Genomic DNA, 22,573 nt, shown 5'->3' on the forward strand with positions numbered 1-22,573 from the left:
TACTGGCGATGTAGTAGAGCTTCTGATACAATGTTGTCCACTGCGGGAGTAGCTCAGTTGGTAGAGCGCAACCTTGCCAAGGTTGAGGTCGAGAGTTCGAGACTCTTCTCCCGCTCCAGTGAATGCTGGGTCAGCAGTAAAGCAGCACTGGTAAACGGTAGCAAAAGGCAGTAAAATAGCGGTTCGTATGCGGGAGTAGCTCAGTTGGTAGAGCGCAACCTTGCCAAGGTTGAGGTCGAGAGTTCGAGACTCTTCTCCCGCTCCAGCGAAAGCTGAAGCAGTACAGCAAGAATGGCAGTAGCAGAAAATAGAAGCTCCAATGCGGGAGTAGCTCAGTTGGTAGAGCGCAACCTTGCCAAGGTTGAGGTCGAGAGTTCGAGACTCTTCTCCCGCTCCAGAATTCTAAAGGGAAGCTAAGCTGGCTTCCTTTTTTTATCCGCCGCCATGCGCGGCGCGATTATGCGGTAACCAAGCTCCAATGCGGGAGTAGCTCAGTTGGTAGAGCGCAACCTTGCCAAGGTTGAGGTCGAGAGTTCGAGACTCTTCTCCCGCTCCAGTTTTCAAGGTGGGCCGCAAGGCGCATCCAAGCAGTTCCTCTGGCGAGGTAGCAAAGAGGTTATGCAGCGGCCTGCAAAGCCGTTTAGACGGGTTCGATTCCCGTCCTCGCCTCCAGATGAAAAAAATAGCCCACTTTCGAGTGGGCTATTTTTTTGTCTGCGCTTTGGCCAGGCTTTTGCCGATGGCGCATCTTGTATAATGCCGGCAAGCTCAGCCGCGCCGCCTGGCGCCTTGATGAACCTCCCCCTTTCCGCCATACCGATGTAGTCACTGACGACTTTCCTGTTCCGTTCGACCTCAGCGCCGCGTTTCTGTGACGCCCACTGGCATGGCCGCGCCTGATTATTCTCCATCCGGCCGGCATTTTCCTGTTCCGACTTTGGATACGCATCAATGATCAACACAACTTTTCGGGATGAGTGGTACTCGAACCTGCAAAAAAACGTCTTGGCGGGCTTGACCACGTCATTTGCCCTGGTGCCAGAATGCATCGCCTTTGCCCTGGTGGCGCAGCTCAATCCCCTGATGGGCCTGTATGGCGCCTTTATCATCTGCGCCATGACGGCCATCTTTGGCGGACGTCCCGGCATGATTTCGGGCGCCGCCGGCTCCATGGCCGTCGTCATCGTGGCGCTGGTGGCGCAACACGGCGTGCAGTATCTGCTGGCCACCGTGGTGCTCGGCGGTATCTTGATGGCGCTATTCGGCATCTTGCGCCTGGGTAAGCTGATTCGCATGGTGCCCCATCCCGTGATGCTGGGTTTTGTGAATGGCCTGGCCATCGTCATCGCCATGTCCCAGCTGGAACACTTCCGCCAAGCCACGCCGCAGGGCGAAGCCTGGCTGCAAGGCACGCCCTTGCTCGTGATGGGTGGCCTGGTGCTGCTCACCATGGCCATCGTCTACGTGCTGCCGCGCCTGACAAAAGCCGTGCCGCCGGCGCTGGTGGCCATCCTGGGCGTGGGCGTGCTCAGCCATGTTTTGCACCTGCCCACGCGCACCCTGGGCGACCTCGCGCATATCGCGGGCGGCTTGCCGGCCCTGCATTGGCCTGCCGTGCCGCTGGACATGGCCACCTTGCACATCATTTTTCCGTATGCGGCGCTGATGGCCATGGTGGGCTTGCTGGAAACCTTGCTCACTTTTAATCTCACGGATGAGATAACAGAAACGCGGGGGCAGCCGAACCGCGAATGCATCACCCTCGGCGCATCGAACGTCGTCTCGGGCCTGTTTGGCGGCATGGGCGGCTGCGCCATGATCGGGCAGACGATGATCAACCTGAGTTCCGGCGGCCGCTCGCGCCTGTCGGGCGTGACGGCCGGCGTGATGATCTTGCTGTTCATCCTGTTCCTGTCGCCGCTGATCGAGCGCATCCCGCTGGCGGCCCTCGTGGGCGTGATGTTCGTCGTGGCGCAGCAGACGTTTGCCTGGGGCTCCTTGCGCGTGCTGGGCAAGGTGCCGTTGCAGGATGCGCTGGTGATCGTCGCCGTGACGGTGATCACGGTATTCACGGACCTGGCGATGGCCGTGCTGTGCGGCATCGTCATCGCCGCCTTGAATTTTGCCTGGCAACATGCGCGCGACATGCGTGCCGACATCGATGACAGCACGCAAGGCATGCGCGTCTACCTGCCGCATGGCACCTTGTTTTTTGCTTCCACCACGCATTTCCAGGAACTGTTCCAGGCAGCGTCGGACCCGGCCCGTGTCATCCTCGACTGCCGGCACCTGCACATGGCCGACCACTCGGCCATCGCCGCCATCGAATCGCTGTATGAGCGCTATGACAGGGCAGGCAAGCATCTGCAGGTGACGCATCTGTCCGCCCGCAACGAGGCCTTGCTGCAGCGGGCCGGGGTGGATGTGGGCGTGGCGTAAAATATTGGATTGCTGAATGTCTGTGGAGTGTGAATGCTGTCGAACGAACAAGAACAATCATTGCAACAAAGCCAAACGGCTTTTGATGCCTACTATGACGCGCTGGGCGCTTCGCTGGTAAATTTCGTCGAGCGCCTGGGCATCCAGCCGGCACACGAAGTGTTGACGAACGCGGCCGAATACCTGCCGTACATCGATGCGGCCATGCGCACCATCGTCATTCGCGACGAGAGCTGGCAGTGGGTGAAAACCATGCTCGGCTATTTTATCGGCGAATACTTCGTGCAAGGCCATGCGGGCTGCTGGTATGTGGAAACGCGGGCGGAATCGCCGCATTTTTGCCGCATCATGGTGGGCGGCTTCGAGCATGGCATGCCCGCGGACGCCGCCATCGATCCGGAAGCGCTGGCGCTGGAATTTTTGGGGCAATCCGCGCCGCGCGAGCTGGCGGCACTGATCACCCAAGCGCAAGCCCGCGCGGCGTGATGCCGCACGGCTTGCAGAAGCGGATTTAAAACTCTTCCCACTCGCCTTCGGCCGGGCTTGTTGCCTTGCTGCTGGCGCGCGTCACGGGCAGGCGCAGGGCAGGGGCCGTAGCCTTGCGGGCCGGCGCGGCTGCGGGCGCTGCGGGCGCGCCGCGCTGTGCGGTTTTCACGCTGAAACGGTCGGTGGCCGCCGCATTGGCGTCCAGGCGGAAGACGCTGACCACCTGCGCCAGTTCGCTCGCCTGTTCCTGCATCGCTTCGGCCGCTGCCGAGGCTTCTTCCACCAGGGCTGCATTCTGCTGCGTTACCTGGTCCATTTCGGAAATGGCCTGGTTGACTTGCTCGATGCCCGCGCTCTGCTCTTCGCTGGCATTGCTGATCTCGCTCATGATGGACGTGACGAAGCCGATGCTTTGCACGATTTCTTCCATCGTCTTGCCGGCCTTGTCGACCAGGTCCGTGCCCACGTCGACTTTTTGCACGGAGTCGTCGATCAAGCCCTTGATTTCTTTTGCCGCCGCTGCCGAGCGCTGCGCCAGGTTGCGCACTTCCGTGGCGACCACGGCAAAGCCGCGACCCTGTTCGCCGGCGCGCGCCGCTTCCACGGCCGCGTTCAGGGCCAGGATGTTGGTCTGGAAGGCGATGCCATCGATGACCGAGATAATATCGACGATTTTCTTCGACGAGGTATTGATCTCGCTCATGGTGGCGACCACTTCGGCCACCACGGCGCCGCCGCGGCTGGCGATGCCGGCCGCGTCGCCAGCCAGTTTATTCGCCTGGCGCGCATTGTCCGCGTTTTGCTTGACGGTCGAGGTCAGTTCTTCCATCGACGAGGCCGTTTCTTCCAGCGAACTGGCTTGCTGTTCCGTGCGCGACGACAGGTCCTGGTTGCCGGCGGCGATTTCCGCGGAGGCCGTGGCGATGGTGTCGGTGCCGCTGCGCACCTGGCCGACGATGCCGACGAGGCTATCGTTCATGGTTTTCAGGGCATGCATCAGCTGCCCTGTTTCATCGCGGCCCTGGGCTGTGATGACGCTGCTCAAGTCGCCCGCTGCCACGGTTTCCGCCACTTTCACGGCGGCGCGGATGGGGCCGGTGATCGAGCGCGTGATCCACCAGGCAAAGCCGATGCCCATCAGCACGGCCAGCACGCCCATGGTGATCAGGAAGATGCGGGTGCCGCTGTAAGCTTCGATGATGCTGGCGCCGACGCCGTCGGCCGCCTTGATCTGCATGCCGGCAAAGCGCTTCACTTCGGCCAGGTAAGCCACGGTGATGGGCGCGACTTCCTTGTCGAACACGATCTTGGCGCCCGCCACGTCGCCGTCGGCCTTCATCTTGAAGGCGCGTGCGCGCGTCGTCACGTAGTCGGTGCGCACCTTGCGCACCACCTTGAACTGCTCGATCACGGCCGGGTTGAGCAAGGACGCGATGATGTCGTCCTGCAGCTTGCTGGAACGCTCCGCATCGACCTTCAAGTCTTCCTCGATCTTGGCGCGCACGACCGGATCGGTGATCTCGAACGAGGCGACGCCGCGCACGCTGTTGAGTTCAATGATCTTCGACCATTCGGCCACCATGCGCTGGTTCTTGATGCTGGTATTGATGAGGCGGTAAGTCAGGTCGCTGGCCGTTTGCATGCGCACGAGGGCGGTGATGGTCAAGGCGGCAAGCAACAGCAATACGACAGCAAAGCCGACGCCAAGGCGGCTGCCGATGTTCAGGTTTTTCATGTAATTCCTAACAGTTTAATAGTCATGATCGCCGCCGCCAGCAGGGGCGGACAGGCGCCGCAAGGCGCAGGGGATCGGGGTCTTCGGGTGCCGCGTGATGGCTGTGCGGCGCGCCACGCTGAGCGTGGCGATGGAGGTAAAGCAAGGGGCATATCGGTCAGGCTGACCGCTGCCCAGCAAGCCGCAAGTATAGCATTGACGCAGAGAAATAGTTTCTGGCGGCAATTTTAATTATTTTTTGATATTGATTTCCTGTTGCTTTTTTACGTCAAGTACCTAGTTAATAAGTACTATCACTTACATTCATCCTTACTTTTCCCATCGCTGGCTGATAAAATACTAATGATAATCATTCGTATTAAAACTTCGACCAGGGAATTGTATGCAGCAACAGCGCAAGCCAGGATGTAAACCGATCACCATCGCCGTACTGGGCGCCTTGACCTTGGGCGCCACGCCACTGGCGGCCTGGGCGCAGGAAAGTTTGCCCGCCGTCACCGTGACGGCGTCGAAGGACAAGGATGGCTACGTGGCCGCCACCTCCGCCAGCGGTACCAAGACGGAAATGGCCTTGCGCGACGTGCCGCAAACGATCAACGTGGTGCCGGCCGCCGTCATCCGCGACCAGAACGCCATGTCGATCCAGGACATCATGAAGAACATCCCCGGCGTGGGCTTGTCCACGGGCGACGGCCAGCGCGACCAGGTGTTCATCCGCGGCTTCACGGCCATCGGCGACCAGTTCGTCGACGGCTTCCGCGATGACGCGCTGTATTTCCGCGACCTGTCGAACGTGGAGCGCCTGGAAGTGATCAAGGGACCGGCCGCCGTGCTGTACGGCCGCGGTTCCTCGGGCGGCCTGGTGAACCGCATCACGAAGAAGCCGGGCGTGGATATCGCGGATGTGGCCCTGAGCTTGACGAACACAGCAGGGCGCCGCGGCGAAGTCGACGTGGGCCGTGTCGGCGAGACGGTGGACTGGCGTGTCACGGGCGCGCGCGAATTGTCGGACAGCTACCGCGACCAGCAATTCATCAACCGCACGGCGCTGGCGCCGTCCGTGGCCATCCGCCTCTCCAGCGCCACCAAATTGCTGCTGCAGGGCGATTACCTGGAAGACCGCCGCCTGACGGACTTCGGCATTCCGTCCTACCAAGGCCGTCCCGTGGCCGTCGATGCGGGCACGTATTACGGCGCCGCCAACGCCCGCGATGCCGACTTCAGCCAGTCGCGCGTGGTGTCCACGGCCGCCACCCTGACGCACAAGTTCAGCGATAGCTTGTCGCTGCGCAATGCCTTCCGTTACTACGACTATCACCTGGACCGCAACAACACGAATATTTCCGGCAACGTCAACGAAGTCAAGGGCACGATGAGCCTGGGCCACGCCAAGCTCAACCGCGACGAGAGCGGCTGGTTCAACCAGACGGAACTGACGCAAAAGCTGGTCACGGGCACCATGCGCCACGAAGTGCTGTACGGCGCCGAATTCGGCAAGCAAAACAAGGATGCCAACAGTTGGGCCGCCATCGCTGTAACGACATCTGCGAAGCCCGTGTCGATCTTCAATCCTGTTCTGCCCGTCGTCGATCGCAGCAAGCTGGGCGCGCGCAGTGATACCTTCGGTACCTACGACACGGCCGCCGCCTACGTGCAGGACGCCATCAGCTTCAGCGACGAGTGGAAGGCGCTGGCCGGCTTGCGCTACGACCGCTACAAGCAGCAGTCGCGCCTGGCCAATGCGCTTGGCGTGACGACGGCGGATCTGTCGCGCACGGATTCGGCCTACAGCCCCCGCGCCGGCCTCGTCTGGCAACCGAGCGCCGTGCAATCGTACTACGCGTCGTGGAGCCGCTCGTTCCAGCCGAGCGGCGAGAACTTCGCCCTGGCCGCCAACAATGCCGACCTGGCGCCGGAAACCACGCGCAACACGGAAGTGGGCGCCAAGTATGACCTGTGGGGCGGCCGCGCCAACGCCACCGTGTCGCTGTTCCGCCTGGAGCGCGACAATATCAAGACCAGCGACCCGATCACGAACCGCATCGTGCCCGTCGGCACGCAGCGCACGGATGGCCTGGAACTGACCTTCAACGCGGACTTGCACGATGGCTGGAAAATGATGGCCGGCTACGCTTACCTGGACGCCACCATCACCGATTCCATCGCCAAGGACAAGAGCGTCAATGTGCCGGGCGGCACCGTCGCCAGAGAAGTGCCGGTCAAGGGCAAGCGCGCCACCTTGACATCGCGCAATACGGCCAACCTGTGGCTGACGAAAGACCTGGGCCACGGCTTCACGGTGGGCGGCGGCGCGAACGCCGTCGGCAGCCGCTTCGCCAATCCGGGCAACACGGTGGTGCTGCCAGGCTATGTGACGGCCGACGCCATGGCCGCGTACCGCACGGGCCGCTATGAAGTGCAGCTGAACGTCAACAATATCGGCGACACGCGTTACATCGTGTCGGGCCACGGTTCCAGCCCGAACCTGAGCTTGCCGGGCGCGCCGCGCAATGTGGCGCTGACCTTGCGCTACAGCCTGTAATTTGGCCGGCCAGTTCGGCCGCATCCCCAAAAACCCGCTCGCGAGCGGGTTTTTTTTCGTGGGCGGGTAGCGATGTGCAAGCGTGCCGGGCAGGCTGGCATTGTTTAGAGGGAACGTTCGGTATCGTCAAATTAATATTGACTAAAGGCAATTTTTTCCAGCGGACTAAGCCTTGTCGGAGTTTGAGGGGTAAAATACTGTCATACGGCACAGGCATGGTGCTTATATCTTAGTGATATGACACTACCACGACGCCGTATGACTTTTTATTTACTCACATCATAGAGGCCTGAATATGGTTCAGATGTCCAGGCGCCAGTTCCTTCGGGTAACTGGCGCGACCATTGCTGGTTCCAGCCTCGCCCTGCTCGGTTTCGCACCGGGCCAGGCGATGGCGGAAGTGCGGCAATACAAGCTGTCTCGCACCACCGAGACACGCAATACCTGTCCCTACTGTTCGGTAGGATGTGGCGTCCTGCTGTATGGACTGGGCGACGGCGCGAAAAACGCCGTCTCCAGCATCATCCACGTGGAAGGCGATGCCGATCACCCGGTGAACCGCGGCACCTTGTGCCCGAAAGGCGCCAGCCTGGTCGACTTCATCCACAGCCCGAACCGCCTGAAAGTGCCCGAGTACCGCGCACCGGGCGGCACGGAATGGCAACCGATCTCCTGGGATGTGGCGCTCGACAAGATCGCGCGCCTGATGAAGGATGACCGCGACGCCAACCTGATCGAGAAGAATGCCGACGGCAAGACCGTCAACCGCTGGCTCTCCACCGGCATGCTTGCCGCGTCCGCCGGCAGCAACGAGGTCGGGTATCTGACCCACAAGACAGTGCGCAGCATGGGGATGCTGACCTTTGATAATCAGGCGCGTGTATGACACGGACCGACGGTGGCAGGTCTTGCCCCGACGTTTGGCCGTGGCGCGATGACGAATCATTGGGTCGATATCAAGAATGCCGATGTGATTTTGGTCATGGGCGGCAATGCAGCAGAAGCACATCCTTGCGGATTCAAATGGGTAACGGAAGCGAAGGCGCATAACAAGGCCAAGCTGATCGTTGTCGATCCGCGTTTTACCCGTACCGCATCCGTGGCAGATTACTACTGCGCCACGCGTACCGGCACGGACATCGTCTTCCTCGGCGCGATCATCAATTATCTGCTGACGAACGACAAGATCCAGCATGAGTACGTGCGCAACTACACGGACATGCCCTTCATCGTGCGCGAAGACTATGCGTTCGAGGACGGCCTGTTCTCGGGTTTCGACAAAGAAAAAGGCAAGTACACCAACAAGGCCACCTGGGATTACGAGATCGGCGAAGATGGCTATGCCAAGGTCGACCCGACCCTGGAACACCCGCGCTGCGTCTACCAGATGATGAAGAAGCACTACGCGCGCTACACGACCGAGATGGTCGAGCGCACGTGCGGCGTGTCGGCCGACAAGTTCCACAAGGTGGCAGAAGCCCTGGCTTCGACCGCCGTGCCGGGACGCGCCGGTACCATCCTGTACGCGCTGGGCTGGACGCACCACTCGACGGGCGCGCAAACCATCCGCACGGGCGCCATGGTGCAGTTGCTGCTGGGTAATATGGGTATCGCGGGCGGCGGCATGAACGCCTTGCGCGGCCACTCGAACATCCAGGGTCTGACCGATCTGGGCCTGATGTCGAACCTGTTGCCAGGCTACATGACCTTGCCGAACGAGTCCGAGCAGGATTTCGACGGCTATATCGCCGCGCGCGCCACCAAGCCGCTGCGGCCTAACCAGCTCAGCTACTGGAGCAATTACCGCAAATTCCACGTCAGCTTCATGAAGACGTGGTGGGGCGACTTTGCCACGGCGGAAAATAACTACGCCTTCGACTACCTGCCGAAACTCGACAAGCCGTATGACTTGATGCAAGCCATCGAGAACATGCACCAAGGCAAGATGACGGGCTATATCTGCCAGGGCTTCAATGTGCTGGCGTCCGCGCCGAACAAGCAGAAGGTCACGGAAGCGCTGTCGAAGCTGAAGTTCCTCGTCATCATGGATCCGCTGGCCGTGGAAACGGGCGAATTCTGGAAGGCGCACGGGCAATATCACGAAGTCGATCCCACCAAGATCATGACGGAAGTGTTCCGCCTGCCGACCAGCTGCTTCGCCGAAGAGCGCGGTTCGCTGGTGAGCTCCTCGCGCGTGCTGCAGTGGCACTGGCAGGCGGCCGAACCGCCGGGCCAGGCGCGCAGCGACCTGGAGATCATGTCGGGCCTGTTCTTGCGCATGCGCAACATGTACAAGAAAGAGGGCGGCAAGTTCCCCGATCCTATCGTCAACCTGACGTGGAATTATGCGCAGCCGCATAACCCGCAGCCGGAAGAAATCGCCCGCGAATTCAACGGCAAGGCGCTGGCCGACTTGTACGATCCGAAAGATCCGACCAAGCTGCTGGTGAAGAAGGGCGAGCAGCTGGCCTCGTTCGCGCAATTGCGCGACGATGGCACGACCACCAGCGGTTGCTGGATCTTCGCCGGCAGCTGGACGCAGGCGGGCAACCAGATGGGACGGCGCGACAATAGCGACCCGACCGGCATCGGCCAGACCCTGGGCTGGGCCTGGGCGTGGCCGGCCAACCGCCGCGTGCTGTACAACCGCGCTTCGTGCGACTTGAAGGGCAAGGCTTTCGACCCGACGCGCAAGTTGATCGAGTGGAATGGCACGAACTGGAGCGGGGCCGATATTCCCGACTTCAAGGTCGACGAACCGCCGGAAAACGGCATGGGTCCGTTCATCATGCTGGGCGAGGGCGTGGCGCGCTTCTTTGCACGCGGCGCCATGGCCGAGGGGCCGTTCCCCGAGCATTACGAGCCGTTCGAAAATCCGCTGGGCTACAACCCCATGCATCCGAAAAACCCGCAAGCGACCAGCAATCCGGCCGCGCGCGTGTTCGCCGATGACCGGAAAATGTTCGGCACGCATGAGGAATACCCGCATGTGGCCACCAGCTACCGCCTGACCGAGCATTTCCACTACTGGACCAAGCATGCACGCCTGAATGCCATCATCCAGCCGCAGCAATTCGTCGAAATCGGCGAAGAACTGGCCAAGAGCATCGGCGTCGTTGCCGGTGGGGAAGTGCGCGTCAGTTCCAAGCGGGGTCACATCATCGCCAAGGCCGTCGTCACCAAGCGCATCAAGGCTTTGATGATCGAGGGCAAGCCGGTGCATACCGTGGGCCTGCCACTGCACTGGGGCTTTACGGGCGTGGCCAAGCCGGGGTATCTGATCAATACCCTGACGCCGGGCGTGGGGGATGCGAATTCGCAAACGCCGGAATTCAAGTCCTTCCTCGTGAAGGTGGAAAAAGCATGATGGGAGCTCAATAATGGCACTGCAATCCTTAGATATCCGGCGCCTGTCGGCTACCACGGTAACGCCGCCGCAAGCGCGCAGCCCGGTGACGGGCACCGTGGCCAAGCTGATCGATGTGTCGAAATGCATCGGCTGCAAGGCTTGCCAGACGGCGTGCATGGAATGGAACGACTTGCGTGACGAAGTCGGCGAAAACCATGGCACCTATGACAATCCGACGGACTTGACGCCGCAATCGTGGACGGTGATGCGTTTTGCCGAACACGAAAACAACGACGGCAACCTCGAGTGGCTGATCCGCAAGGATGGCTGCATGCACTGCGAGGACCCGGGCTGCCTGAAAGCCTGTCCGGCGCCGGGCGCCATCGTGCAATATACGAACGGCATCGTGGATTTCCATCAGGAAAACTGCATCGGCTGCGGCTATTGCGTGGCCGGCTGTCCTTTCGACGTGCCCCGCATTTCGAAAAAGGACGACCGCGCCTACAAGTGCACGCTCTGTTCGGACCGCGTCGCCGTGGGCCAGGAACCGGCCTGCGTGAAAACGTGCCCGACGGGCGCCATCGTCTTCGGCACCAAGGAAGACATGAAGGTGCATGCGGAAGAGCGCATCGTCGACCTGAAGTCGCGCGGTTTCGAGAATGCGGGCCTGTACGACCCGCTGGGCGTGGGCGGCACGCACGTGATGTACGTGCTGCACCATGCCGACAAGCCGAAGCTGTATTCGAACTTGCCGGAACGCCCGCGCATCAGCCCGATGGTGGGCTTCTGGAAGGGCTGGTCCAAGCCGCTCGCGGTGGCCGGCATGGCCGCCACGGCGCTGGCAGGCTTCTTCCATTACACGCGTGTCGGTCCGAACGAAGTGAGCAAGGACGAAGAGCACGAGGCGCTGGAAGAGGCCAAACGCATCCGGGAGGAAGACCATGAGCCACAGTGATCTGCATGATGGAAAGCTGCGCGACAAGGATGGTAACCCGCTGATCCAGCGCTACGACCCGAACGAGCGCACGAATCACTGGGTGACCGCCATCACCTTCGTCATGCTGGCCCTGTCCGGCCTGGCCATGTTCCATCCCTCGATGGCGTGGCTGGCGAACCTGTTCGGCGGCGGGCAATGGACGCGCATCCTGCATCCGTTTGCCGGTCTGGTGATGTTCGTCTCGTTCGCGATCCTGGTGGTGCGCTTCTGGCACCACAACAAGTTCGAGGACGGCGACAAGCAGTGGCTGAAACAGATGGATGACGTGCTCAACAACCGTGAAGAAAAGCTTCCGAAGATCGGCAAATACAATGCCGGCCAGAAGATCCTGTTCTTCGTGCTGCTGGCCTGCATGGCGGGATTGTTGCTGTCGGGCATCGTGATCTGGCGCGCGTACTTCGCGTTCTACTTCCCGATTCCCGTCATCCGCGCGGCCGCCTTGCTGCACGCCGTGTGCGCGTTCGGCATCATCTGCGCCATCATCGTGCACATCTATGCGGCCCTGTGGGTCAAGGGCTCGATCGGCGCCATGGTGCGCGGCACCGTCACCTACGGCTGGGCGCGCAAGCACCATCCGAAGTGGTTCGAGGCGGTGATGCGCAACGGCAAAGACTGACCGTTTTTTGCTTAATCAGCCCAAGTGCAAGAGCAGGGGTCAGACCCGCCGGGTCTGACCCCTGTTTTCCTTTGCGGCTTGCGATGACTGTATCGATTAAAATACTTTTACATCCCCTTTTTTGATGGGAACTCCATTGGTACAACGCATTCTTCAGCCAGGCGAAATCGAAGGCCTGGACCACAACGCGATTCCGCGCCTGCTGCTGCCGCAGCCTGACAGCCTGTTCAAGGCGCGCGCCTTGCGCTTGCGCGAACTGGCGCAGGGAAACATCAAGGGCATCCCCGTCGACGCGGGCATGCAGGGTTACCTGGTGCTGATGGCCGCGCTGGCCGACGCGCAAGCCGCCGTGGTGGGAAAACTGGCGCCCGGCGCCGTGCCCGCCGCCGACCCGGACGCGCTGCGCCGCGCGATGCAGCACCGCATGCCGGTGCTGCCCGTCAACGGCGCCCGCCCGCCCGTCTGGCGCGACATATTCGCCAGCCTGCTCGATGAACTGGCCGCCACGGCGGCAAGCCAGCCGGCCCTGTCCGGCGGCCTGACGCAGGTGCTGGCCCAGCTGCGCGCGCTCGACGCGCCGGCGCTGGACGCCTGCGCCGATGCCGTGCTCGATGAAAACGGCGACAACCTGAACCCCATGCATGCGCCGTTCGTCGCGGCCGCCCTGCAAATCTTGTGGTCGGTGTCAGCCAGCGAACTGCGCGCCGCGCGCGTGCCGGACCTGGAAACGGGCACCCTGTGCCCCGTCTGCGGTTCGCACCCCGTCGCCAGCGTGATCCGCATCGGCGGCGGGTCGCAGGGCTACCGCTATCTGCACTGCGGCATTTGCGAAAGCGAATGGCATATGGTGCGCGTGAAGTGTTCGACCTGCGAACAGAATGGCAAGATCGCCTACCAGGGCCTGGATGCGGCCGATGCGGCGCCGTTCGACCCCGTGACGGCAAAGGACGACAAATTGCCGAACAAGGCGAATGATCCGAAGAAGGTGGCGCGCGCGGAAACCTGCGACGATTGCCATACCTACCGCAAGGTCTTCAACCAGGAACACGATTACAACGTCGAGCCCCTGGCCGACGACCTGGCCAGCCTGATGCTCGACCTGCTGGTGGGCGAAGCGGGCTACCAGCGCGCCAGCGGCAATCCGCTGCTGTGGCTGGGGAAGGGCGACAGCAGCGAGGGCCAGCCAGCATGACGACGGGGCAAACCGTGCGCCTGCCATCGGTAGACCGTATCCTGGGCGACGCGGCTTGCCTGGCCCTGATTGCGCATTACGGTCGCGCGCAAACCCTGGCCTGCGCGCGCGCCGTGCTGGCCGAACTGCGCACGGCCATGCTGGCCGGTGCAGTCTGCGAAGAGGGCGCATCGATCGCCGCCATCGCCGCACAGATGGCCGAACGGCTGCAGGCGCAATCGCGCTCGCAGCTGCGCGCCGTCTTCAACCTGACGGGCACCGTGCTGCACACGAACCTGGGCCGCGCGCTGCTGCCCGACGCCGCCGTGCAAGCCGTGGTGGAAGCGTTGCAGTGGCCGATGAACCTGGAATTCGACCTGGAGACGGGCAAGCGGGGCGACCGCGACGACCTGGTCGAGGAACTGCTGCGCGAATTGACGGGGGCCGAAGCGGCCACCATCGTCAACAACAATGCGGCCGCCGTGCTGCTGATGTTGAACACCCTGGCGCAGGGCAAGGAGGTGGTGGTGTCGCGCGGGGAGCTGGTGGAAATCGGCGGCGCCTTCCGCATCCCCGACGTGATGACGCGCGCGGGCGCCGTGCTGCGCGAAGTGGGCAGCACCAACCGCACCCACCTGGCCGATTACGCGAACGGGATCAACGAACACACCAGCCTGCTGATGAAGGTCCATTGCAGCAATTACGCCATTACCGGCTTCACGAAAAGCGTGGAGCTCGACGAACTGGTGCCGCTGGCGGCACAACACGGCGTGCCGACGGCCGTGGACCTGGGCAGCGGCACCCTGGTTGACCTGGCGCAATATAGTTTGCCCCATGAAACGACGGTGCGCGAAACCATCGAGGCGGGCGCCGACCTGGTCACCTTCAGCGGCGACAAACTGCTGGGCGGGCCGCAATGCGGCGTCATCGTCGGGCGCGCCGACCTGATCGCGAAGATCAAGCGCAACCCCCTGAAACGCGCGCTGCGGGTCGGCAAGCTGACCCTGGCCGCCCTGGAACCCGTGCTGCGGCTGTACCGCGCGCCGGACTTGCTGGCCGAACGGCTGACCACCTTGCGCTTGCTGACGCGTCCCGCCGCCGCCATGCGCGCGCAGGCGGAAATGCTGCTGCCGCTGCTGCAGGGCGCGCTGGGCGCCGCGTACGCAGTCACGGCCGAAGCCATGACCAGCCAGATCGGCAGCGGCGCCTTGCCCGTCGACCAGCTGCCCAGCTTTGGCCTGGCCATCCGCAGCGCGCCAGGCTCGCGCCTGAGCAACCCCTTGGGAGCGCTGGAACAGCGGCTGCGCGCCTTGCCGTGCCCCGTGATCGGGCGCATCGGGCAAGACACCCTGTGGCTCGACTTGCGCTGCCTGGAAGCGGCGCACGAGACGGCCTTCGTCGCGCAGCTCGCCGAGTTGTCCGCATGATCGTCGGCACCGCGGGCCATATCGACCATGGCAAGACGACGCTCACGCGCGCGCTGACGGGCGTGCACACGGACCGCCTGAAGGAAGAGCAGGCGCGCGGCATCTCGATCGAACTCGGCTACGCCTATCTGCCGCTGCTTGACGGCACGGTGCTGGGCGTGATCGACGTGCCGGGCCACGAAAAATTCATCCGCACCATGGCTTCCGGCGTGACGGGCATCGATTTCGCCTTGCTCGTGGTGGCCGCCGACGATGGCGTCATGCCGCAGACGCACGAGCACCTGGCCATCTTGCAGCTGCTGGGCGTGACGCGCGGCGCCGTGGCGCTGACGAAGGTCGACCGCGCCGACAGCGCCCGCGTGGCGCAGGTGGAAGCGGACATCGAGGCGCTGCTGGCCGGCATGCCGCTGGCGGGCAGCCCGATTTTCCCCACCGCCGCCAATCGCGACGGCGATGCCGGCGTGGCCGCCCTGCTGGCGCACCTGACGCAGGTGGCGCGCAGCTTGCCGCAACGCGACGAGCGGCGCTTGTTCCGCCTCGGCGTGGACCGCGTGTTCACCTTGTCGGGGCAGGGCACCATCGTCACCGGCACGGCGCTGGCGGGATGCGCGCGCGTGGGCGACATGCTGCAGCTGGCGCCCGGCGGCGCGCCAGCGCGGGTGCGCAGCATCCATGCGCAGAACCGCGCCGCCGAGACGGGCACGGCGGGCCAGCGCCTGGCGCTGAACCTGGCCGGCATCGACCGCGAGCGCATCGAGCGGGGCAACTGGATCGTCGCGCCCGAGCTGGCGCAGTGTTCCGAACGCCTCGACGTGGAGCTCACCCTGCTGCCCGACGCGGGCGTGCAACTGAAAGCCTGGTCGCCGCTGCACGTGCACCTGGGCGCGGCGCACCAGCTGGCGCGCGCCGTCATGCTCGATGGCGAGACCCTGTCGCCGGGGCAGACGGGCAGAGTACAGCTGGTGTTCGATGCGCCCATGCACGGCGTGCCGGGCGACCGCTTCGTCGTGCGCAATGCGCAAGCGACGCAGACGGTGGGCGGCGGCATGGTGCTCGATCCGTTCGGCCCCGCGCGCAAGCGGCGCAGCCCGGCCCGGCTGGCGTGGCTCGATGCGCTGGCCGCGTTCGTCGCGCACGGCGACTATGCGGCCCTGCTGGCGCAAAGCCCGCTGGGGCTGCGTGTATCGCTGCTGGTGCGCCTGTCCCTGCTGCCGGCGGGAGCCCTCGCGCTGCCGCCCGACACGCGGCGCATCGCCCTGCGCGCCGGCGACGCCCTGCTGCTGGCGCCGGATGCGTTGCTGGCGCTGGAAGCGCGCGTGCTGGCAGCCCTGGACGTCTTCCACGCGCGCGCACCCGACGAGGCGGGACCGGAACTGTGGCGCCTGAAACGCATCGTCGACGCCGAGATGGAAGACGCCTTGTGGAGCCACCTGGTCGAAGGCTTGCTGGCGCGCGGCGAGATCCTGGCGCGCGGCGCCAGCCTGCACTTGCCGACGCACAGCGTGGAACTGACGCCGCAGGAGCAGGCCATGGCCGAACCCTTGCTGGCCGCCCTGGAGCAGGGGCGTGCCGATCCGCCGTGGACGCGCGACCTGGCGCGCGGCTTCGGCCTGGCCGAGGACGAGACGCGCCGGCTGTTGCGCAAACTGGCCAAGGCAGGGCAGATCAGCCAGGTCGTGCACGACCTGTTTTATCACCAGGCGGCGCTGGCCGAACTGGCGCAACTGGTGCGGCAACTGGCGCACAAGGCGGAAGAGGATGCAGGCTTGCCAGCCGGCAATGGCGCCGTGGGCGCGGCCACGTTCCGCGACGCCAGCGGCCTGGGCCGCAAGCGGGCGATCCAGGTCTTGGAATTCTTTGACCGCGTCGGTTATACTCGCCGTGTTGGCAATGGGCATCTATTGCGCCCGCAAGCGCTGTGGTCCTACACCGCGGCCTTGCCCAACAGCTAAGTACTAGCTCAGGCACCGCGGAAAGCACACTCATCCGGTGATGTGGCCGGGCTTCAAACCCGGTGGAGGGCGTCAGACGTTCTCCCGTAGGTTCGACTCCTACTGTTTTCCGCCAGTTATTCTTCCTTCCCCCTGCACGGTGATCGCCTCGGCGTTGGCCTGTTGTCACGTTGCGGTAAATAAATGGTGTTATTGATAATATGTAACGATGCCAGGGTGAGCCGATGGTAACATCGGCTTGTATCCCCTGTGGCAGATGAAAGCAAGCATGAAACAAGCAAGCATGGCGTGGCTGCTGGCAGTGGCGCTGCTGATGCCGGCGCTGGCCGCGGCGGTGGACGTGCGCATCGTCGGCGAGCATTTACCGCCGTCGAGCATGATGGAAGGCAATGTCGTCGTCGGACGTGAAACGCTCAAGGTGCGCGACATCATGGCGCGCGCCGGTCTTTCCTACAGCATCGAGCTGCTGCCGTGGAAGCGCGCGTACGCGCAGGCGCTGCGCGAAGCCGACACCTGCATCTTTTCCACCAGTCGCACGCAGGAGCGCGAAGCGCAATTTCGCTGGATCGGGCCCCTGAACGAAGCGGAATGGATACTCTACGGCCTGGCCGAACGGCATTTGGCGCTGCGCACGCTCGATGATGCGCGCGGCCTGGTGATCGGCACGGTGCTGGGCGACGCGCGCGACGATTACCTGCGCCAGCGCGGCCTGAACGTGGCGCCCGTGACGCAGGAGTGGCTCAATCCGCAAAAGCTGCTGCTCGGACGCATCGACCTGTGGGCCGTCGGCATGGCGGTGGGCAGCAAGCCGTTTGCCGGCAAGGAGTGGGAGGGCAAGGTGGTGCCGCTGCTGACCTTCAACCGCGTGCAGACTTACCTCGCCTGCAACAGGCAGTTGCCCGAGGCGCAGGCCTTGGCCATGCAGCGGGCGGCGGCGGCCATGCGCCGCGACGGCAGCATGGCGCGCGAACATATCCGCTAAGGTCCGCTTCAGCTTTCCAGCCACTGGCGCACGCAGTTGCGCCCCTCGCGCTTGGCCTGGTACAAGGCCTGGTCCGCGTGGCTGTAGGCCGTTTCGAAGGCCGTGCCGGCGCTGTTCCAGCTCAGGCCCACGCTGACGGTGATGGCGCGCGTGATGGGCGCCGCATGGCGCTGGCGGCCGACGCTCTCGCAGATGCGCTGCGCCACCTGCGCCGCATCGTCGCGCGAGGAAGTGGGCCAGACCACGGAAAACTCTTCGCCGCCGACCCGGCCGATGGCCGTTTCCTGTCCCAGCAGTGCCTTCAGGCAGTCCACCACGGCCTGGATCACGCCGTCGCCAGCCGGGTGGCCGAAGTCGTCGTTGACCTGCTTGAACAAGTCGATGTCGAGCACGATCAGCGCCATGTCGCCCTGCGCCAGGCAGCGCGAGGCGTGATCGATCACGGCGCCGCGGTTCAGGGCGCCCGTCAGCGGGTCGTGCGTGGCGCGGTATTCGAGCTGGCCGGCCAGGGTTTGCAATTGGCGGTTCAGCAAATGCATGTCGCGCTCGGCGCGGTCGCTGCGGCCAATCAGGCGCCGCGTCTCGCGCATCAGCCGTTCGTAGTGATTGATCAGTTCACCGAGCACGCGCCGCTGCGCCTCGCCGCTGGCGTGAGTATCGGCGTGCATGCGGCGCGCGGCAGCCAGCGCCGCCGCTTCCACGGTGAACAGGTCGGGCTCCAGGCCGGACTCGGAGATGGCGGCGCGCATGCCCTAGCTGCCCTGCACGGGATGGTCGTGGAAGTCCAGCGCCATGAAGTCCTGCTGCAGCTCCTGGCCGAATTCCAGGATGGTGTCGTCGTCCTCGTCGTGATACCAGTTCAGGCGCACCTGGTTGCCATCGACGGCCGCCTGGTTCAGGGTGTCGAACAGGGTAAACAGCATCTTCGTGCTGGAGCTGTTGAAGTAGGCCAGCGAGACGTTGACGGTGATGGCGCTTTCGCGGCAGCCTTCCAGGTAGGCGCGCACGGCGGCGATCAGCGGGCCATAGAAGGCGGCTGCGTTTTCCGGATACGACTCGCCCTTGATCGACAGGGTGTGCTGCTCGAAACGGAAGTCGATTTCGGGCGAACTCGGGGTCGCGGCGATGAACAGTGGTGACGGTAATTGCATATGCTTTCCTGAGTCGGCTCTTTCAAATGATGGCTTTGATGCAGAAGATGGTGTGGCCCGGCTCCTGGGGATCCTGGACGAATTCGAATTCCAGCGGCTCGCTGGCGTCGCGCGCCATGGTCAGAAAACCCAGGCCCGCGCCCTTGCTGTCGGCCGGCGCTTCCTCGCGCAGGGCCTTCTTGTAGGCCAGGCGGATTTCTTCCATCGTCATGGTGTGCAGCGGCTCCAGCCGGGCGCGGATCTGCGCCACGTTGTCCGTCGAGACGGGGTTGGCGCACAGGAGGAAAAAGCTGTCGCCGCGCGTGCCGATGCAGAACGAGCCGCGCCGCATCTGCTGATCCAGCTGCGCATCGGGCGTCAGGCTGTCGGCGGAATAGTGCATGATGTTTTGCGACATCTCGATGAACGAGGAAAAGATGCGCCGCCGCGTGGGCCCGGCCGCGCCGGCCGTGTCCAGGCGCGCCTTGATGGTTTCGGAAATGGCGCTGACCACGTGCTGCGAGAAATAGCCCACGTAAAAAAAGATGATGTTGCGCTTGCGCGCCACATCCCAAAACTCGTTGAATTCTTCGTACAGCACGTCCGTGCTCCTGGCTAGCCGGTGACCCGGTTTCTTGTTGATAAGGTGGCTCGATGGCGCCCAACTACAGGCGAAAACAGAAAAAGGTCAGGTCGTCGCGGCGCGGCTGCTTGCCTTGCCATGCCGCGCTGTCCTGCAGCAGCGCCGCCGCCACGTCGCCGGCGGGCGCATCGCGCTGCGCCAGCAGCTGTTCGCGCATGCGCCGCTTGCCGTAGGCGATGTCGCGCGCGCCGCCGATCTGGTCGAGCAGGCCGTCGGTGGTGAGGAACAGCAGGCTGCCGGCGGGAATGTCCAGCATCTCGTTGTGCCAGCAGTAGCCGGCCGGCGTGTCGACATAGCCCACGCCCATGCGCGCGCCATCGATGGCGCGCACGGCCTCTTCGCCCGGCGCGACCACGTGCAGCGCCAGTTTCGCCCCCGCGAAACGCAGGCTGGCGCTGGCCGTGTCGTAGCACAGGAAGGCGCAATCCATGCCGTCGTTCGAGCCGGCGTGGCCCGTGGCTTCGCCGCTGCTGGCGCCGTCCTGGCCCAGCAGGGTCTTGATGGCGCGGCTGACGGCGCCGATCAGGGCGGCCGGATCGTGCGGCCCCAGCTCGCGCAGGGCCTGGCTCAGGGCCGACGAGGCAATCAGGGTCATGAAGGCGCCTGGCACGCCGTGGCCGGTGCAGTCGGCGATGGCGGCAAACCAGCCGCCCGCGTGGCGCTCGAAGAAGTAAAAATCGCCGCCGACCACGTCGCGCGGCTGCCATTCCAGGTGCGCGTCGGGCAGGGTGGCGCGCAGTTCCGCATCGGAGGTGCGCAGCAGCGCGCGCTGGATCACGCTGGCGTAATCGATGCTGTGCATGATTTGCCGGTTCTTTTCCGCCTGCATGGTGGCGACCACGTTCATCAGCTGCAAGCCGAAGCCCACGCCGGCCAGCGCGCCATCCTCGGTGATGATGAAGCCGTCGGCCAGCGCCTTCTCGCCCGCTTCCACGGCGCGGAAGGTGAGGTCTTCGATGCTCATGGCGCCGTCGACGATCAGCGGTTCCTTGTCCATGAAGGCGATGCAGCTCTTCTTGCCGTACACCTCGTGATAAAAGGGCTTGGACATCTGCGACATGAAGATGTTGCGGCTGATCAAACCGATGGGCTTCTGCTGCTCCGTGACGGGCAGGCTCATCATGTCGCGCCGTTCCGTGAACAGTTCCAGCACGGCGAAATTGCTGGCGTCGGCCTGCACGGATTCCGTGGGAATGCACAGATCAAACGCCACGGACGTGCGATAACGGGGAAGATGCAATCGAGAAGCGTTGAACTCCACAGCGGCTACCTTTACATGACGATCGGACCCTTGTTGTCGCGACGGCAAGGCGACTGACAAACAGGCAATATCATCATGGTAGCCTTGGAATATGACGGCTTGATTACCAGCTTGTCAAAACCGTATGCAAGATGGCTGCATGGCAAGCAACTTACAGGCGCCGGGCCAGCGCCTGTGCCTGGGCCAGCCAGCGCGCGCGCTGCGGCTCGGTGGAGTCGAGGAGGGGGCCGAAGCTGGCCACCCTGACGGGCTTGATGCCGCAAAATTCCAGCGTCGTCTTGCGCAACTGGTGGATGCCGGGCATGCGGTAGACCCAGCGGAAATACCAGGGCGGCGTATCCATCGTCACCAGCAGCTGCGCCGTGCGGCCCTTCAGCAATTGCGCCGGGAAGGCCTTGCCGGGGCGGTACTTGAAAGCGTAGCCGGGCAGGAAGACGCGGTCGACGAAGCCTTTCAGCAGGGCTGGCGCGCCGCCCCACCAGATCGGGTAGGCGAACACCAGGTGTTCGGCCCACCTGATGGCTTCCTGCGCGGCCAGCAGGTCCGCTTCCAGCGGCTGCACCTGGCGGTAGCCTTCGTGCAGGATGGGATCGAAGTCGAGCTGGCCCAGGCGCAGCTCGCGCACGGTGTGGCCCGCGCTGCGGGCCGTGGCGGCATAGGCTTCGGCCAGGGCGGCGCAAAAGCTGTCGCCCGACGGGTGGCCGAGGAGTATCAAAATGCGCTTGGGTGTCGTCTTGGTCATGGTGCAGGCTGTCCGTTAAAGAAGAGCTTGCATGCTAAAGCCTGCCCCTGAGGGCAGAGTCAAGCGGCCGCTTGAAGGTATTGGTGCGCCAGGCAGTCGTGGATTTCCGTGTCGATGTCGGCCAGTTGCGCGTCGAGCTGGCGCAGGCGGGCGATATCCTGCTGTATCTGCGTGCGCTTGGCGGCGATGTGCTGCGACAGGGCGGCCCAGTCCGTATCGTCGCCGGCCAGGATGGGCAGCAGTTCGGCCAGGCGGAAGCCCAGCGCCTGCGCCTGGCGTATGAGTTTGACTTGCGCCAGGTCTTGCTGCGTGTAGACGCGGTAGGCGCCGGCGCGGCGCACGTCGCCCAGCAAGCCCAGCGCTTCATAGTGGCGCAAGGCCTTGGGCGAGGTGCCCGCCAGGCGGGCGATTTCTCCGATGTACATGGGTGATCCTTTCTCAAGCTTGAGCGAATCTTACCGTATGGCAGCGGCGCCCAAACGGCCCAGGCATCCTCAGGCCCGGCGCGGCGGCACTTTCTTCGCCGTGCACTCGGCGCAGGTGCCGTACAGCGACAGCGCGTGCTCGTGCAGCACGAAGCCCCGCTCGGCGGCGATCTCGTTCTGGCGCAGTTCGATGCCTTCGTCGACGAATTCATCGACCTTGCCGCAACCCGTGCAGACCAGGTGGTCGTGGTGCTGGCCTTCGTTCAGTTCGAAGACGGCGTGGCCCGATTCGAAATGCCGGCGAAACAGGATGCCCGCTTCGGCAAACTGCATCAGCACGCGGTAGATGGTGGCCAGGCCCACGTCGATCTTTTCAGCCAGCAAGAGTTTGTAGACATCGTCCGCACTCAGGTGCTTGATCGTGCCTTCTTGAAACAGCTGCAGAATCCGCAAGCGGGGGATGGTCACTTTCAAGCCCGATTCACGCAGTTCCCTCAATATATCCATGTCTCCCATTCCTTTTTGTAGTCGCCCTAGCGAGGTATTGCATTATATCGCAAATGATAATCATTACCATTCTCATGTGTGTGCTGTAAATAGTATGCCGCGGGGACGGGCGGCAATCCAGTGACATCGGCGCAAGTGGCGCTTGCGTGGCAGGCAACTGATGCCAGCA

18 protein-coding genes and 6 tRNA genes are annotated in these 22,573 nt (G+C 63.6%); 16 read left to right on the forward strand and 8 right to left on the reverse strand.

What is annotated here, in order from left to right; genetic code table 11:
* Positions 1–42 precede the first annotated feature (42 nt).
* The 7 genes from CLU94_RS22645 to CLU94_RS22675 all read left to right on the forward strand — a co-directional run bounded on the left by CLU94_RS22645 (position 43) and on the right by CLU94_RS22675 (position 2,925).
* Positions 43–118: transfer RNA gene (locus CLU94_RS22645), tRNA-Gly, on the forward strand.
* 71 nt (positions 119–189) lie between these two features.
* Positions 190–265, forward strand: a tRNA-Gly gene (locus CLU94_RS22650).
* A gap of 56 nt (positions 266–321) precedes the next feature.
* Positions 322–397, forward strand: a tRNA-Gly gene (locus tag CLU94_RS22655).
* Between the two features lie 83 nt (positions 398–480).
* Positions 481–556, forward strand: a tRNA-Gly gene (locus tag CLU94_RS22660).
* Positions 557–598: 42 nt separating this feature from the next.
* Positions 599–672, forward strand: a tRNA-Cys gene (locus CLU94_RS22665).
* A 279-nt stretch (positions 673–951) separates the two neighbouring features.
* Positions 952–2,439 (forward strand): SulP family inorganic anion transporter, encoded by a 1,488-nt coding sequence (locus CLU94_RS22670; protein ID WP_099667268.1) that lies wholly within the window; start codon positions 952–954, stop codon positions 2,437–2,439.
* Positions 2,440–2,499: 60 nt separating this feature from the next.
* Positions 2,500–2,925 carry a hypothetical protein gene (locus CLU94_RS22675; RefSeq protein ID WP_143451507.1) on the forward strand — a complete coding sequence of 142 codons (426 nt, stop codon included), beginning with the start codon at positions 2,500–2,502 and terminating at the stop codon, positions 2,923–2,925.
* A gap of 25 nt (positions 2,926–2,950) precedes the next feature.
* Here the strand turns inward: CLU94_RS22675 and CLU94_RS22680 are convergent, their stop codons facing one another.
* Positions 2,951–4,660 (reverse strand): methyl-accepting chemotaxis protein, encoded by a 1,710-nt coding sequence (locus CLU94_RS22680; protein ID WP_099667270.1) that lies wholly within the window; start codon positions 4,658–4,660, stop codon positions 2,951–2,953.
* 382 nt (positions 4,661–5,042) lie between these two features.
* Here CLU94_RS22680 and CLU94_RS22685 point away from each other — a divergent pair, with 382 nt between their 5' ends.
* From CLU94_RS22685 to CLU94_RS22730, 9 genes are all read left to right on the forward strand, one after another.
* On the forward strand, positions 5,043–7,202 hold the full coding sequence (locus tag CLU94_RS22685; RefSeq protein WP_099667271.1) for a TonB-dependent receptor: 2,160 nt from the start codon (positions 5,043–5,045) through the stop codon (positions 7,200–7,202).
* A gap of 295 nt (positions 7,203–7,497) precedes the next feature.
* The gene (gene fdnG, locus CLU94_RS22695) at positions 7,498–10,569 is read left to right on the forward strand and encodes a formate dehydrogenase-N subunit alpha (RefSeq protein ID WP_143451508.1); all 3,072 of its coding nucleotides are present in this window, start codon (positions 7,498–7,500) and stop codon (positions 10,567–10,569) included.
* 13 nt (positions 10,570–10,582) lie between these two features.
* Entirely contained in the window at positions 10,583–11,506 is a 924-nt protein-coding gene (gene fdxH, locus CLU94_RS22700) for a formate dehydrogenase subunit beta (protein ID WP_034779207.1), read from the forward strand.
* Entirely contained in the window at positions 11,493–12,164 is a 672-nt protein-coding gene (locus tag CLU94_RS22705) for a formate dehydrogenase subunit gamma (RefSeq protein WP_099667273.1), read from the forward strand. The genes fdxH and CLU94_RS22705 overlap by 14 nt, the downstream gene beginning before the upstream one ends.
* Positions 12,165–12,288: 124 nt before the next feature.
* Positions 12,289–13,356, forward strand: coding sequence for a formate dehydrogenase accessory protein FdhE (fdhE, locus tag CLU94_RS22710; protein WP_180278737.1), 1,068 nt, complete (start codon positions 12,289–12,291; stop codon positions 13,354–13,356).
* Positions 13,353–14,762 (forward strand): L-seryl-tRNA(Sec) selenium transferase, encoded by a 1,410-nt coding sequence (gene selA, locus CLU94_RS22715; protein ID WP_099667275.1) that lies wholly within the window; start codon positions 13,353–13,355, stop codon positions 14,760–14,762. The genes fdhE and selA overlap by 4 nt, the downstream gene beginning before the upstream one ends.
* Positions 14,759–16,714 carry a selenocysteine-specific translation elongation factor gene (gene selB, locus CLU94_RS22720; RefSeq protein WP_099667276.1) on the forward strand — a complete coding sequence of 652 codons (1,956 nt, stop codon included), beginning with the start codon at positions 14,759–14,761 and terminating at the stop codon, positions 16,712–16,714. Before selA ends, selB begins: the two co-directional genes overlap by 4 nt.
* A 19-nt stretch (positions 16,715–16,733) precedes the next feature.
* A tRNA-Sec gene (locus CLU94_RS22725) sits at positions 16,734–16,829 on the forward strand.
* A 153-nt stretch (positions 16,830–16,982) separates the two neighbouring features.
* Positions 16,983–17,696, forward strand: a complete 714-nt coding sequence (locus tag CLU94_RS22730; RefSeq protein ID WP_253192659.1) for a substrate-binding periplasmic protein — start codon at positions 16,983–16,985, stop codon at positions 17,694–17,696.
* 8 nt (positions 17,697–17,704) lie between these two features.
* Here the strand turns inward: CLU94_RS22730 and CLU94_RS22735 are convergent, their stop codons facing one another.
* From CLU94_RS22735 to fur, 7 genes are all read right to left on the reverse strand, one after another.
* Positions 17,705–18,445 carry a GGDEF domain-containing protein gene (locus CLU94_RS22735; RefSeq protein WP_099667277.1) on the reverse strand — a complete coding sequence of 247 codons (741 nt, stop codon included), beginning with the start codon at positions 18,443–18,445 and terminating at the stop codon, positions 17,705–17,707.
* A 3-nt stretch (positions 18,446–18,448) separates the two neighbouring features.
* Positions 18,449–18,847, reverse strand: a complete 399-nt coding sequence (locus tag CLU94_RS22740; protein WP_099667278.1) for a DUF1987 domain-containing protein — start codon at positions 18,845–18,847, stop codon at positions 18,449–18,451.
* 22 nt (positions 18,848–18,869) lie between these two features.
* Positions 18,870–19,427, reverse strand: a complete 558-nt coding sequence (locus tag CLU94_RS22745) for a SiaB family protein kinase (protein WP_071076508.1) — start codon at positions 19,425–19,427, stop codon at positions 18,870–18,872.
* 64 nt (positions 19,428–19,491) lie between these two features.
* Positions 19,492–20,709: a SpoIIE family protein phosphatase gene (locus tag CLU94_RS22750; RefSeq protein WP_218965312.1), complete on the reverse strand. Its 1,218-nt coding sequence runs from the start codon at positions 20,707–20,709 to the stop codon at positions 19,492–19,494.
* A 172-nt stretch (positions 20,710–20,881) separates the two neighbouring features.
* Positions 20,882–21,472 (reverse strand): NAD(P)H-dependent oxidoreductase, encoded by a 591-nt coding sequence (locus tag CLU94_RS22755; RefSeq protein WP_099667279.1) that lies wholly within the window; start codon positions 21,470–21,472, stop codon positions 20,882–20,884.
* A gap of 59 nt (positions 21,473–21,531) precedes the next feature.
* Entirely contained in the window at positions 21,532–21,897 is a 366-nt protein-coding gene (locus tag CLU94_RS22760) for a MerR family transcriptional regulator (RefSeq protein ID WP_099667280.1), read from the reverse strand.
* A gap of 69 nt (positions 21,898–21,966) precedes the next feature.
* Positions 21,967–22,404: a ferric iron uptake transcriptional regulator gene (fur, locus tag CLU94_RS22765; protein WP_099667281.1), complete on the reverse strand. Its 438-nt coding sequence runs from the start codon at positions 22,402–22,404 to the stop codon at positions 21,967–21,969.
* Between the last annotated feature and the right edge of the window lie 169 nt (positions 22,405–22,573).

This window comes from Janthinobacterium sp. 13, from assembly GCF_002749695.1.
Taxonomy (GTDB): Bacteria; Pseudomonadota; Gammaproteobacteria; order Burkholderiales; family Burkholderiaceae_D; genus Janthinobacterium; species Janthinobacterium kumbetense.